The organism is Streptomyces sp. SID9727, assembly GCF_010550605.1.
Lineage (GTDB): Bacteria > Actinomycetota > Actinomycetes > Streptomycetales > Streptomycetaceae > Streptomyces.
Genome location: NZ_JAAGNI010000435.1, coordinates 21,926 through 34,377 on the forward strand (window position 1 = coordinate 21,926; position 12,452 = coordinate 34,377).

Below are 12,452 nucleotides of genomic sequence, written 5' to 3' on the forward strand. Positions count from 1 at the left end.
CCGCCGTGCTCACGGCCATCGTTCTGCTGCCGACCGTCATGGCGGCCGCCCTGCTGTGCGTGCCGCGCGGCGCGCCCCGGAGCCTCTTCCTGACGGCCTGGGCAGCCACCGCCGCCGCCGAACTGGCTCTGACGGTGACCGTCTGGACGGGCTACGAGCCCGGAGCGGGCATGCAGTACGAGACGCGGGCTCGCTGGATCCCCAGCGCCGGCATCAGCTACCACGTCGGAGTCGACGGCCTGTCCCTGCCGCTGGTGGCCGTCACCTGCGTGCTGTTCCTGGCGTGCGCCCTGTACGCCTGGCGCTCGACCCGGCGGGTGCGGGAGTTCGCGGCCCTGTTCCTCTTCCTGCAAACCACCTGCCTGGGCCTCTTCGTCGCCCTCGACCTGATCCTGTTCTTCGTCTTCTTCGACCTGTCCATCGTCGCGATGTACTTCGTCATCGCCGGATGGGGCCACAGGGACGCCGCCCGCGCCGCCCTGAAGTTCTTCCTCTACACCTTCACCGGCTCCCTCGCCCTGCTGCTCGGTTTCATCGGCCTGTACCTGGCAGCGGACCCCCACACCTTCGACATCACCGAACTGACCACAGCCGACCCGCTCGCCGGTCGTGCCGCGTACGGCGCCCTCGTCCTCCTCGCCATCGGCGTCGGACTGGCGGTCAAGACCCCCACGGTGCCCTTCCATACCTGGCTGCCGCCCGCGCACACCGATGCCCCGGCCACCGGGTCGGCGATCCTCGCCGGGGTGCTGCTGAAGATGGGTACGTACGGTTTCCTGCGCATCGCCATGCCCATCCTCCCCGGCGCCTGGCGCGAGTACGCCCTCGTCTTCGTCACCATCGGTGTGGTCTCCGTGCTGTACGGCGCACTGGTCGCCCTGGCCCAGAGCGACTTCAAGCGGATGGTGGCGTACACCTCCGTCAACCACATGGGCTACATCGTCCTGGCGATCGGCGCGGCGGGCGCCGTCGGCACCGGCCAGGAGGAGGCCCGCCGCCTCGCCGTCACCGGATCCGTCTTCCAGATGGTCAGCCACGGGCTCCTGACCGGGGCCCTGTTCCTGCTGTCCGGCGTGCTGTACGAGCGCGGCCGTACGTACGACATGTCCGCCTACTCCGGGGTCGCGGGGCGGGCACCGGTCTTCGCCGCGTTGACCGGTGTCGCCGCCTTCGCCTCCCTCGGGCTGCCCGGCTTCTCCGGCTTCATCGCCGAGTTCCAGGTGCTCACCGGCAGCCTCGGCCCGCAACCGGTGGCCACCGGACTGGCAGTGCTCGGCATCCTGCTCACCGCGGGTCTCTTCCTGCGCGCCCTGCAACAGATCTTCCTCGGCCCGCTGCGGTTGCCGCTCGCCGCGCCGGGCACCGACCGGCCGTTCCCCGACATCCGCCTCCACGAAGGGCTCGCGATCGTTCCGCTGCTCGTCCTGGGCGTCGTTCTCGGCCTCGCTCCCCGGTTCGTCCTGGACGTCATCGAACCCGCCTCGCGCACCGTGCTGGAGCTGCTCGCGAGATGACCGGGATGAACGAGAACCCCCTCGACCTCCTGCCCGAGGTTCTCCTCGCCGCCTCCGCCGTGCTCGGTCTGCTGCTCGGCGCTTGGCTGCCGCGCACCCGCCAGTGGCTGACCGGAGCCCTGGCGGGTGCGGCGTGCACAGGAGGGGCCGTGGCCGCCGCGCTCGCCGCCGGCGGCCCCGTGAAGACGGCGTTCGGTCAGTCCTTCGCGCTCGACACCCTCACGGCCACCAGCAGGATCGTCATTCTCGGGGCCACCCTGCTGGTCCTCGCGCTCACCATGCCGCGCCTGCACGGCGACCCGCGCGAAACCGAGTTCTACGTCCTGCTCCAGCTCGCCACCGCCGGCGCCCTGATGCTGGCGGGAGCCCAGGATCTGCTCCTGCTCGCCTCCGGCTATGTGCTGGCCAGCGTGCCGGCCTACGCGCTCGCAGGCTTCCGCAAGGACGGCCCGGGCACCGAGGCCGCCCTGAAGTTCTACGTCGTGGGCGCACTCTTCGGCGTAGTCATGCTCACCGGCATCACCATCCTGCTGGTCGCCGGGCGGACCACGTCGTACGCCACGCTGCGCACCGGACTCGCCCAGGCGCCGTCCGGACTGGTGGCGGCCGGCACGCTCGCCCTGCTCGCCGGTGTCCTCTTCAAAGCCGGAGGCGTGCCCGGACACTTCTGGGTGCCGGACACGATCCAGGGCAGCTCGGCACCGGTCGCCGCGTTCCTCACCACGATCCCGAAGACCGGCGCGCTGGCGGCGTTCTACCGGCTCGCCGCCGTTCCCCTCGCGGACGTCGGCCTGCCGTGGGCGGACCTGGTGGCGGTGCTCTCCGTGGCCTCGATGACTCTGGGCAACCTGGCGGCCTTCTTCCAGCAGGACGTCAAACGCCTCCTCGCCTACTCCACCATCAGCCAGGTCGGCTATCTGCTGCTCCCGGTGGCCGTCGCCGGACGCACCGGCCTCGACCAGAAGGCACTGCTGTACTACCTGGCCGGGTACGCGCTGACCAATCTCGGGGCCTTCGCCGTCGTCTGCGCACTCGGCCAGGCCCACACCATCGACGACTACCGGGGTGCGGCCCGGGCGCATCCGGCCCTGCTGGCGTCCCTCGTGGTCTGCCTGCTGGGCCTGGTGGGCACGCCTCCCACCGCCGTCTTCCTCGGAAAGCTGGAAGTGTTCAGCGCGGCCATCGACGGAGGCTACGCATGGCTCGCCGTCGTCGCCGCGGTCAACACGGTGGCGTCCCTCTTCTACTACCTGCGCTGGATCGCCCCGGCGTTCCTGGCGCGCGCGCCTGCTGATACCTCGCCCACCACGTCGAGGACCGCCGCCGCGACCGCTTACGGAGCAGCCACCGGTTCCGTCCTGCTCGGCCTGCTGGGCGGGACCTTCCTGGACGCACTGTCCGGTCCGCTCGCCCGCTGACCGGACATCGGGGCCCCACCGGCAGGGCCGGCGTCTCCGACGCCGACGCGTGGGCGACACCCCGCGCTCATGCACAGGAAGAACGCACCGGACCGGCACCCCTCGGCTAAACAAGAGGGGTACCCGAAGAAACGGCCGGCAGATGGACGACGACACCACCGCGACACCCGTGCACCCGCCCTTGCGGCTGGTGCTCGTCTCGGACACCCACGTACCCCGGCGCGCCAGACACCTTCCCGATGAACTGATGGACGATGTGCACCGTGCGGACGTCGTCGTCCATGCCGGGGACTGGGTCGACGTCGCTACCCTCGATCTGCTGGAGCACCACGCTCGGCGCCTGGTCGGCGTGTACGGGAACAACGACGGTCCGGAACTGCGAGCCAGGCTGCCGGAGGTGGCCCGCGTCCGGCTGGGAGGCGTGCGCTTCGGTGTCGTCCACGAGACGGGGGCGGCCCCGGGGCGGGAGGCGCGCTGCGCCGCGCTCTACCCGGACCTGGACGTCCTGGTCTTCGGTCACAGCCACATCCCCTGGGACACCGGGGCTCCGGGCGGGCTGCGCCTGCTGAATCCCGGATCGCCGACGGACCGCAGACGGCAGCCGTACTGCACCTACATGACGTGCACGGTGAGGGACCGCGCACTCACCGAGGTCACCCTGCACCGCCTCCCCAGACGCTGAGTGAGGGTCAGGGGTGTCCACTCCCGGTGGAAGCCGCCCCCGAACCGGGATCGGCGTGCGTGCCGGGTGCCGGCCTGGTGCCTGCGAGCCGGGGTTCGCATGGTGTGGCGTACATGGTCAGCCCCTTGGGCGTCGGCGTGAGTTCCAGGCTCATGCCGATCTTGCGGCCCGGCCGCGCCGGACGCAGGGTGCGCAAGCCGGCCAGAGTCGCCAGGGCGACGGGCAGCATGGCATCGGCCGCGGCTGCGCCGGGGCAGTACCGGGGCCCCAGGCCGTACGCGAGCAGCGCTGCGGGGGCGGGTGGCGGCACCGCGTGGGGGAGCCAGCGCTTCGGGTCGAACACGTCCGGGTCGGGGTAGCGGTTCCGGTCGCGGCGCAGGGCCCCCAGAGGCAGGGTGACCACGGCTCCGGCCGGCATCCGTACACCGCCCTGGAAGGTCTGATGGCGGGTGCGGCGGACCAGGAACGGGATGCTGTGGAGACGGATGACTTCCTGAATGAAGGCGGTCGCGAGCGGAAGCTGGTGTGCTTGCAGGTGACTCGTATCCGGCGCGGCGTCGGCTTCGTCCTGGAGCGCTTGCTGATAGTGCGGGTGGCGGCCCAGCTCGTAGCAGGCCCAGGACAGCGTGGAGGCGCTGGTCTCCATCCCGGCGATGAGCAGGGCTCGAATGTCGCGCTGCACCGCGAGGGGGTCGCCCGGAGCGGCGGCACTGAGCAGGGACACCAGGTCCTGGCCGTCCGGGTCGGGCCGGTGGCCGGCCTGCACCTGGCGGACTGCCTCGTCCAGTTCGGCCAGCGCGCGGCGGCAGGCGCGGTGCCGGGGCACGGGCACCCAGGGCCAGGGCGAGAGCGCGTAGCGCCAGAAGGTGCCGCTGGACAGGATGGGGCGGGCGGCCGCGATCCTCGACAGGGTCCCGGGAGTGAGCTCGCTGTTGAAAATGCAGCTGACGAGGAGGCCGCAAGCGAGTCTGCTCATCTCCACCCGGATGTCGAGCGGCCGGTCCGAGGGCAGGTCGGCGAGAAGCCGCCGGGTACACGTCTGGACGCCGGGCCCCAGAGCGGTGAGCCGGGACGCGGCGAACGCGGGCCTCATCACGGCGCGCCGCTCCCGGTGGGCGGCACCCTCGAGGCCGACCACCCCGTGTTCGTTGAAGTCGCGCAGGCTCGGGTCCGGGCCCCAGAACCGGAAGGTGTCCTCGTCACTGCCGACCTTGCGCAGCAGCGAGGGGTCGTTGACCTGGAAGGCGGTCGCCGGGCCGGTCCTGGTCCGGACGACCGGGCCGGCCTGGTCGAGGCGGGCTGCGAGGTTGGCCGGGTCCAGCCAGAAACGCAGGGCCCGGGAGCGGGTGAGCGCTCCTGGGCCGGGCGGCATGGGCGGTTGCCCGGGGCGGGCAGTCCTGTTCACACGCATCAGCTTCGCCGTCCTGTTCGCGATCGTCGGCCTTTGCGATTCCGGCCGCCAGTACGGATGGGCAACGATCAACTACGGGAGTGGTCACGTGTGGGCCGGCGCTGTCCGTCCCGGACACCTCGTGCGCCTGGCCGAGTCACTGGGGCTGCCACCGCGGGAGCGCAACACGTTGCCGCTGGCCGCCGGGTAGGCGCCCGCCCGGTGCGCCGTGCCTACGCCGCTGACGGGCGCGGCCGCCGAGGTGGTGCCGGCCGCGCCCCGCTTCGCAAGTGAGGCTGTTCAGCCGCTTCCCGCGGCGTTCTGCCGGCGCAGGTCCGCGTCGAGGACTGCGCGGTGCCGTGTTTCCCGTACAGCGCGAAGTATCCGAGGGACGTCCCTTCGCTGATCCGGCTGGTGCTGTCCGCCGCCGACCTGGCCGGACCGGGGGCAGCCCGCCACGGACGCCGACGTCGGCATCACCTCACGCAGAGCACTCGGACCGGCCTTTTTCCGGCCTGGATGCGAACGGCACCCGGACCGGCCCCGCAACCCGGGTTCCCGGCACCTGCTCACCGCACGCGGCAAGCGCGACGACCACGCCGAGAACCCGGCGACGGGGGACCGTCGTGGTCGCGTCAGCCGCTGGGCCGGGTCAGTTGCCGGCCAGGGCGAGGCCGGCCGCGCGTGCCTGCTCCTTGGCGGCGGTGTGGTGCTGGTCCGCGAGGTCCCGCAGCTGCTCCATGGCGGGATTGGTGGCAGCCAACGTCAGCTCGCGCTTGACCAGGGTGAGGTCGGCCTGCCACACGTCGCGGACGATGCGCTCGAGGTACGAAGTGGAGTGGTCCCACCCTTCGCGCGGGGTGCCGGGGCCGTAGCCGCCGCCGATGGTGGTGATCAGGGCGGTGGGCTTGCCCTTCAGTACCGGGTCGGTGGGTCCGGCTCCGGCGATCACGAGGTCGACCCATGTCTTGAAGTGCTGGGAGACCCCGAAGTTGTAGAACGGCACCGCGAGGACGACCGCGTCCGCGTCACGCAGCTCATTCCCGAGTGTGGCCGCGAGAGCCGCGGCGTCGCGCTGGGCCGGGCTCCGGTCCGCCTCGGGGGTGAAGCCGGCCGTGGTCGCCAGGGCCCAGGCGTCGGAGGGGATGGGGTCCGTGGCGATGTGCCGTCGCGTCACCGTGGCGCCGGGGTGTGCGGCAGTCCACTCCGCCTCGACGAGGGAGGCCAGTTCGGTGCTGGCCGAAGTGGCCGGAAAGATGCTCGCGTCCAGACGGAACAGGTTCATGGTGGAACTCCTCAAGAGCAGTCGTAGAGGGCGCGTGGCGGAAGCCCCGGGGCGGGACCCTCGCCGCGCCATAAACGGACTATACCCCGCTTAGGGGGTGGGGCGGTAGATTGGACGGGTGAACGGATCCCTCATCCCCCTGGGGCGGCCCCGCCCCGAACGCGCCGACGCCGTGCGCAACCGCGAGCTGCTCCTGGCGACCGTCCGGGAGATGATGGCCGACGGGGGTGCCTGCAGCGTCACGATGGACGCCCTCGCCGAACGCGCGGGCCTGGGCAAGGGCACTGTCTTCCGGCGCTTCGGCACCCGCGCCGGCATCTTCCGCGCCCTGCTCGACGCCGAAGACCGCGCTTTCCAGGAACGGGTGCTCTACGGCCCGCCTCCGCTGGGCCCGGGTGCGCCGGCACTCGACCGCATGGTCGCCTACGGGAAGGCCAGGATCGCCTTCCTGCTGGACCATCACGGCGTCGCCCGCGCCGCCCTCGACCGGAACCAGCCCGTTCCCGCCGGTCCGGCGTCGATCACGCGTGTGCACCTGCGCGTCCTCCTGGGACAGGCCGAGGCCGAGCTCCCCGACCTGGACAGCCTGGCCGTCCAGCTGACCGGGGCCCTCGAAGGCCCCCTCCTGCTGTTCCTGGCCACGCCCGAGACCGACAGGCCCCTCTCCTCGGCCGAAGGCCGCCCACTGGCCGACAGCTGGAGCATCCTCGTCCACCGCCTGCTGAGCGCCCCACCCGACCGCGGGACCGGCTGACCGGAGGCGCGGTTACGGGTCCCATGAACAAGGTGATGGCGGCGTAGGGGCGCTTGACCGCGACGTGAGCACCGTTCGTGCGCGGCCCGGCGGATGCTCCTGTGCGTGTCGAGGCGGCGCGGGCATCGACCAGGTGGACTCGCCCTCCATCGGGGCGCCGTGACCGGCGAGGGGCGGGGAGCCATGCCGGTGCCGGGGATATCGAGCACTCGTGAAGGCCCTGTGGAACCGTTGTCGGCGGGGCCGCCTCTGCGCGAACTCGCCCGCCTCCAGGCCGAGCGGCAGGGCACCGACGGCCTTACCGGAGCCCTCGCCCGCCTACGGGAAGCCGACCGGATCGCCGGCGAGGCCCGCCGCCGGGTACGAGCCCCACGACCGCGGCCTGGAGACCGCCCTCGCCCACGAACACGGCCGGGTCCACGCCTACGCCGGACAGCACGAGGACGCCCTGACCGCCCTGGAGAAGGCCCTTGGCGGGCTCGGCGAGCCGGGACCGGAAAACGCCGGCGAGTGGGCCGAGTGCGTCCGGCTCGCGGGCGCCCTGGAGGGCATCTGCCTGGAACGGACCGCCCCCGCCCTCGCCGCCTCGACGCGGCGATCCCGCGCCTGGCCGCCCTGGGCTACGCGGAGGAGACGGAACCCCTGGCCGCGTTGGCGGCACGGCCGCACGACGGGCGGTGACACGTCCGGCGACGAGGAGGCGGGTTCACCGTGGAGGCCGCCGTGCCGCCTCCACCGAGAGATCGTTGTCGAGGGTGTAGTACGGGCGCACCGACACCCCGCTCAGCGTGGCGGCCGGGTACACGAACACCGTCTTCCGGTCCGCGATGTCGTCCATCAGCCGGGCCACCCGCACCCGGGGCGCACCGGCGGACGGACGGACGAACACGTCCCAGACCACCGGTGTGCCTCCCGCCACCTCCGCCAGCAGGTCGGCGTAGGCGACGGTGAACGAGAAGTCCCGGCCCCCGTCGGCGCTCAGCGCGGTCCGAGCCACCGCGGACTCCCGCCCGCGCCGGTGCAGCGACACCTCCGCGCCTTCGCCGAGACCGGCACCGTACAGCCGCGCCTCCACCGTCATCGCGTCGGATCCGACGGTGATCCGGCCGGCCTCCGCATGCGTGGCGCGCCGCCAGGCGCGCAGGGCGAGCCGGCCGTCCTTGGTGGCGTACGGGATCCGGACCGCCACCGGCCCACCCGGTACGGCGTCCCCACCGGATACCAGCCCGCGCAGATCACGCAGGCCGGGCAGCAACGGCACGCGTTCCTCGCCCGGTCCGGGCACGACATAGACGTCCCAGCGGCCTTCGTCGAGGGCGGGGTCAGCCTCCAGCACGGTCTGCCACTCGTCCGTCCCCACGGCCTCCAGCACGAGAGAACGCCCGGCCTCCTCCGGCCGGCCCTTCTTCGGGCGCGGCTGGATCAGCAGCCGCGGATGCGCCGCGACGGACCCGGACAGCTGGACGCGTACGAGCAGACGCCCCCCGGCCTGCGCCGTCACCGCGCCACGGGGCTTCTCCGCGAGTCCGTTCACACCGTCACCGTCGCCGCTCATCGTCGCGCCTTCCGTACGGCCCTCGCGACGCTGCCGGCCGCGACGAGCATCGTGTCGCGTGCGGCGAAACCGCTGCTCGACAAGGTAGTGGCCGTTCCGGTCACCGTTCGGCCCGCACGCCGGGCGGCCAGCAGCTCCTCAAAGAGCTGTTCGGCCTGGGCCACGACGTGCGCGGGGCCGTATCGCCGCGAGTTCACGAGCGCGTTGCCTCCCATGCGGCGGCGCAGTTCGTCGTCACCGACGAGGTCCAGCAGGGCGCCGGCCAACGCGTCCCGGTCTCCGACGGGCACCAGCCGGCCGTCCTCCCCATCGGTGATGATCTCGCCGGGGCCGTACGCGCAGTCCGTGCTCACGACCGGCAGCCCGCAGCTCATCGCCTCGACGATGGCCATGCCGAAGGACTCGAGATCGGAGGTCACCGCCGCGATCGACCCCTTGACCCATTCGGCCTCCATCGGTGCCACCGCACCCATCAGGAACACGTTGTTGTACAGCCCGAGCCGGTCGATGAGCGCACGCAGCCGCTCACGCTCCTCGCCCCTGCCGTAGACGCGCAACTGCCAGTCCGGATACGCCGCCGCGACCGCGGCGAAGGCGTCGATCAACAGGTCGAACCGCTTCACCGGCGCCAGCCGCCCGGCGGCGACCACGATGCGTCCCCGGCCGTCCGCCGGCGCGAGGACCGGGGCGGGGACACTGTTGGGCAGCGCTTGCACCCGTACACCCGGCAGCCGCAACTTGCGCCGGTAGACAGCCGAGTCCGCCTCCGTCACCGGGGTGATCGCGTCCAGCCGCGGATACGCCCGGCGCAGGGCCCTGCGTAACCGCGGGGGGTGGTGGTCGAGCGTCAGGTGCTCCTGTCCGACCCGCACCGAACGCGCAGGAGCGTGGAGAGCGAGGTGGACGTTGAGCCCGGGCCGCGTCCCCACGACCACATCGGCGTCGAGGGAGGCCAGCGCCGCCCCGATGCGTTCATCGGTCAGCGCGCTGTACTCGCCGTAGCGGTACTCGGAGGAGGGAAAGACCTGCGCCGGGGTCAGGTGCCGCGGGTCGTCCTTCTCGTGCCGCAGATCCACCAGGGGGCGGAGCCGCACGCGCGGATCGAGTGCGAGGTTCGGGCGCTCCCTGCTCCGGAGCACGGAGATGATCTCCACATCGTGCCGATCGGCCAGTGCGCGAGCCAAGTTGAACGTGGTGGTGATCGTCCCTCCGATCGCGTACGCGTTGTGGATGAGGAATGAGATTCGCATGCATGGCAGGACGAACGACCCGTACGGAAGGTTGCCTGCCCGACCGCCCACCGGGCTCAACCCGCCTGTTGCGATCGGCAGAGGGGTGCGCACGGCCCGCCTTGCCGCTGGGGCCTGTCCCGGGCGTTCGCGCCGGCCGGCGTCACCTCGGATCGCCCACGACCGGTGCGCACGCCCGGGAGACTCACTGGGTCCGGACCGGCTGCGTCAGGTTCACCGGATTGCCGTCGGGGTCCAGGATGTGGGCGACGCGTTGGCCCCACGGCATGTCGTTCGGTGCGCCGTTGACCGATCCGCCCAACGCCTCGACGCGCCCGAGTGTCGCGTCGACGTCGTCCACGCCGATGCTGAGCAGCATCCGGGGTGCCGCGCCGTCCTCCGCCTCCTTCTTGGCCACCAGCCCGAGGTCCGTGTCGCCGATGCGCAGACCGAGGTAGAACACCGGGCCGTCCGCCGGCACCCGGAAGATCTCCTCGGCGCTGAACAGTTGCGTGTAGAAGCCGGCCAGGACGTCCTGGCGGGAGGTGAGGATGACTGGCTGAATGGTGGACATGGTGCTCCTGCCGATAACGGTTGGGTCACCCGGGTAGACCGCTCGTGGACGGTGAACTCATCGGTGTCGGACGCACGGCCTTGAGCGGTGTGACGGTTCATGACGCGTTCGAGCAGCGGGTGTTGGAGGCGGCGACCTCCGCTGTGCGGCCGGCTGCGCCGAACCTCGGCCCGGTGACGGGTCCGCCTCCGCCCATGACCGTGGGGCGCGGCGGCCCCCACCGCAACCACGTTGACCGTCCCCACAGGTCATGCTTGGGTCGCTCCGTGGACAGCATCCCCGGCAACAGGCGGTTCTGGAATCGGATCAGCGGCGCCTACCAGGACAGACACGACGCGCGGATCGGCGCGGTGCCCCGCCTGTGGGGTACGTACGCCCTCCCTGACGCGCACCTGCGAGCGCTGGGCGACGTCACGGGGAAGCGAGTCCTGGAGCTCGGCTGCGGTGCCGGCCAGTGGTCGAGGGCGCTCGCCGCCGAGGGGGCCGCGGTGGTCGGGTTCGACCTGTCCGAAGAGCAGCTCGCCGCAGCGGCTCGCGCGATGGGGGCGGCCCGCTACCCGCTGGTGCAGGGTGCCGCCGAACAGCTCCCGTTCGCCGCCGACAGCTTCGACCTGGTGTTCTGCGATTACGGCGGGCTCAGCTGGGCGCCCCCGCATCTGGCCGTACCGCAGGCCGCCCGCGTGCTGCGGCGCGGCGGGCGTCTGGTGTTCAACGTCGCCAGCCCCTGGTTCGAAGCCTGCTACGACGAAGCCGGCAGCCGCGCGACCACGACACTGCAACGGGACTACTTCGGCCTGGACGCCATCGACGAGGACCAGGGCGCGGTCAGCTACCAGCTCACCTACGGCGACTGGATCAGGGTCCTGCGCGGCGCCGGGCTCGTCATCGACGACCTCATCGAACCGCGCCCCGACCCCGGTGCGGCCAATGGCTACAACAGGACGGACCCGCCGGACTGGGCGCACCACTGGCCGGCGGAAGCACTCTGGGTGGCCCACAAACCGTAAGCCCAGCCGCGCCCGCCGCGTCGTGGCCGGCCCTTCCGAGGTACGTCGCGAGAGGTGGCAGGCACACGGCGGGCCAACCGTTCAGGCCGAGAAGGAACGCGTTTCGCCACAGTGCCACTGGGGCGGGCTCTCAGCGCACCGCCACGGCTTCGATCTCGATGAGCATGTCCGGATCGGACAGGGCGCTGACTTCCGCCAGCAGGCTGGCCGGCCGGCAGCCCGCGGCCGCGAGTTCGTCCAGGAGCACGTCGTAGTGTGCCTTGCACGAAGCCAGGTCGGTGGTGACGATCCGGATCTGCACCACGTCGGCCATCGTCATTCCCGCCTCGGCGGCGGTTTCACCCAGCCGCCGCAGCGTCAGTCGCATCTGACCGGCCATGTCTCCCCGATGGGCGATGCCGCCGTCATCGTCGCGGGCTTCGTGTCCGGAAAGGAACAGCCAACTGCGCGGGGCGTCCACGCGGACGGCTCGGTTGTACATCAGCCGCTCGCCCGCCATGCGCGGGCCGATCTCATGGGTGGTCATGTCCCTTCCTGTACCGGGTCGGACCACGGTTCAATCAGGCGTAGAGGGGGTGAAACCGGTGCGGCGTCGGAGGTGCTGGAGAGTGAATGCGGGCTCGGCGTAGTGGCCTGCCTGGACTCCGGCCGGATCGGCCGGGAGATCTCCGGGGACGCCCGCGGCGTGGGTTTCGGCGTCATCGACGGGGGTGTAGGCCAACTCCGACGTGGCGGGGAGTTCCCAGAAGCGGCGGGTATTGCCGGAGACGGCGTACGCCGTGACGAAGCGGGTGGAGGACGGCGCGGCCAGGGCGGCCCGGATGTATCCGACGGCGTCCCGCGGGCTCAGCCAGGTGGCCAGATGGCGTGGCTCGGTAGGCACGGGCAGGGACTCACGCACCGCGGAACCGATCGTCCCCGCGGCCCCTGTGACAGCCACTGCTCCCAGACCCACTGATCTTCCCCCCGGCTCCGATACCCCTGGCATCCTCGCGCGCCTCCGCCCGCTGATCAAGACGGTGGGCGGATGCGGGGACAAGACGC

The 12,452-nt window shown here is 71.9% G+C and carries 12 protein-coding genes and 1 pseudogene; 6 read left to right on the plus strand and 7 right to left on the minus strand.

The window, feature by feature from the left end; genetic code table 11:
* Positions 1 to 5 precede the first annotated feature (5 nt).
* From G3I41_RS29790 to G3I41_RS29800, 3 genes are all read left to right on the plus strand, one after another.
* Positions 6 to 1,514 (plus strand): NADH-quinone oxidoreductase subunit M, encoded by a 1,509-nt coding sequence (locus tag G3I41_RS29790; RefSeq protein ID WP_343242254.1) that lies wholly within the window; start codon positions 6 to 8, stop codon positions 1,512 to 1,514.
* Entirely contained in the window at positions 1,511 to 2,932 is a 1,422-nt protein-coding gene (locus tag G3I41_RS29795) for an NADH-quinone oxidoreductase subunit N (protein WP_164403625.1), read from the plus strand. The genes G3I41_RS29790 and G3I41_RS29795 overlap by 4 nt, the downstream gene beginning before the upstream one ends.
* Before the next feature lie 181 nt (positions 2,933 to 3,113).
* A complete protein-coding gene (locus G3I41_RS29800) occupies positions 3,114 to 3,614 on the plus strand; it encodes a metallophosphoesterase (RefSeq protein WP_164403770.1) in 501 nt (166 codons plus the stop codon).
* A 7-nt stretch (positions 3,615 to 3,621) separates the two neighbouring features.
* Here the strand turns inward: G3I41_RS29800 and G3I41_RS29805 are convergent, their stop codons facing one another.
* Both G3I41_RS29805 and G3I41_RS29810 read right to left on the minus strand, forming a co-directional pair.
* A complete protein-coding gene (locus G3I41_RS29805) occupies positions 3,622 to 5,025 on the minus strand; it encodes a cytochrome P450 (RefSeq protein ID WP_164403626.1) in 1,404 nt (467 codons plus the stop codon).
* A gap of 631 nt (positions 5,026 to 5,656) precedes the next feature.
* Entirely contained in the window at positions 5,657 to 6,289 is a 633-nt protein-coding gene (locus G3I41_RS29810; protein ID WP_164403628.1) for an NAD(P)H-dependent oxidoreductase, read from the minus strand.
* 109 nt (positions 6,290 to 6,398) lie between these two features.
* On the opposite strand from G3I41_RS29810, the gene G3I41_RS29815 reads away from it, so the two are divergent.
* Together G3I41_RS29815 and G3I41_RS37160 are read left to right on the plus strand one after the other, a co-directional pair.
* Positions 6,399 to 7,043 (plus strand): TetR/AcrR family transcriptional regulator, encoded by a 645-nt coding sequence (locus G3I41_RS29815; RefSeq protein ID WP_164403771.1) that lies wholly within the window; start codon positions 6,399 to 6,401, stop codon positions 7,041 to 7,043.
* Positions 7,044 to 7,292: 249 nt separating this feature from the next.
* A pseudogene (locus tag G3I41_RS37160) lies at positions 7,293 to 7,724 on the plus strand (hypothetical protein); the annotation flags it as partial.
* 25 nt (positions 7,725 to 7,749) lie between these two features.
* Here G3I41_RS37160 and G3I41_RS29825 read toward each other — a convergent pair.
* The 3 genes from G3I41_RS29825 to G3I41_RS29835 form a co-directional block, all read right to left on the minus strand.
* Positions 7,750 to 8,598 carry a hypothetical protein gene (locus tag G3I41_RS29825; protein WP_164403630.1) on the minus strand — a complete coding sequence of 283 codons (849 nt, stop codon included), beginning with the start codon at positions 8,596 to 8,598 and terminating at the stop codon, positions 7,750 to 7,752.
* Complete coding sequence (locus tag G3I41_RS29830) at positions 8,595 to 9,848, minus strand: glycosyltransferase family 4 protein (protein ID WP_164403632.1); 1,254 nt, start codon at positions 9,846 to 9,848, stop codon at positions 8,595 to 8,597. Before G3I41_RS29830 ends, G3I41_RS29825 begins: the two co-directional genes overlap by 4 nt.
* 184 nt (positions 9,849 to 10,032) lie before the next feature.
* Positions 10,033 to 10,401: a VOC family protein gene (locus G3I41_RS29835; protein WP_164403634.1), complete on the minus strand. Its 369-nt coding sequence runs from the start codon at positions 10,399 to 10,401 to the stop codon at positions 10,033 to 10,035.
* Between the two features lie 266 nt (positions 10,402 to 10,667).
* Between G3I41_RS29835 and G3I41_RS29840 the strand changes: the two genes are divergently transcribed.
* Positions 10,668 to 11,408, plus strand: a complete 741-nt coding sequence (locus G3I41_RS29840; protein ID WP_164403635.1) for a class I SAM-dependent methyltransferase — start codon at positions 10,668 to 10,670, stop codon at positions 11,406 to 11,408.
* A 130-nt stretch (positions 11,409 to 11,538) separates the two neighbouring features.
* On the opposite strand, the gene G3I41_RS29845 is transcribed toward G3I41_RS29840, so the two are convergent.
* Positions 11,539 to 11,934 carry a Rid family hydrolase gene (locus tag G3I41_RS29845; protein WP_164403637.1) on the minus strand — a complete coding sequence of 132 codons (396 nt, stop codon included), beginning with the start codon at positions 11,932 to 11,934 and terminating at the stop codon, positions 11,539 to 11,541.
* Between the two features lie 30 nt (positions 11,935 to 11,964).
* A complete protein-coding gene (locus G3I41_RS29850; RefSeq protein WP_239081898.1) occupies positions 11,965 to 12,291 on the minus strand; it encodes a hypothetical protein in 327 nt (108 codons plus the stop codon).
* Between the last annotated feature and the right edge of the window lie 161 nt (positions 12,292 to 12,452).

Bases quoted from the DNA above. Each gene is read 5' to 3' on its own strand.
- G3I41_RS29835 (WP_164403634.1), bottom strand. From the start codon at position 10,401: ATGTCCACCATTCAGCCAGTCATCCTCACCTCCCGCCAGGACGTCCTG.
- G3I41_RS29825 (WP_164403630.1), bottom strand. From the start codon at position 8,598: ATGAGCGGCGACGGTGACGGTGTGAACGGACTCGCGGAGAAGCCCCGT.
- G3I41_RS29805 (WP_164403626.1), bottom strand. From the start codon at position 5,025: ATGCGTGTGAACAGGACTGCCCGCCCCGGGCAACCGCCCATGCCGCCC.
- G3I41_RS29795 (WP_164403625.1), top strand. From the start codon at position 1,511: ATGACCGGGATGAACGAGAACCCCCTCGACCTCCTGCCCGAGGTTCTC.
- G3I41_RS29845 (WP_164403637.1), bottom strand. From the start codon at position 11,934: ATGACCACCCATGAGATCGGCCCGCGCATGGCGGGCGAGCGGCTGATG.
- G3I41_RS29830 (WP_164403632.1), bottom strand. From the start codon at position 9,848: ATGCGAATCTCATTCCTCATCCACAACGCGTACGCGATCGGAGGGACG.
- G3I41_RS29810 (WP_164403628.1), bottom strand. From the start codon at position 6,289: ATGAACCTGTTCCGTCTGGACGCGAGCATCTTTCCGGCCACTTCGGCC.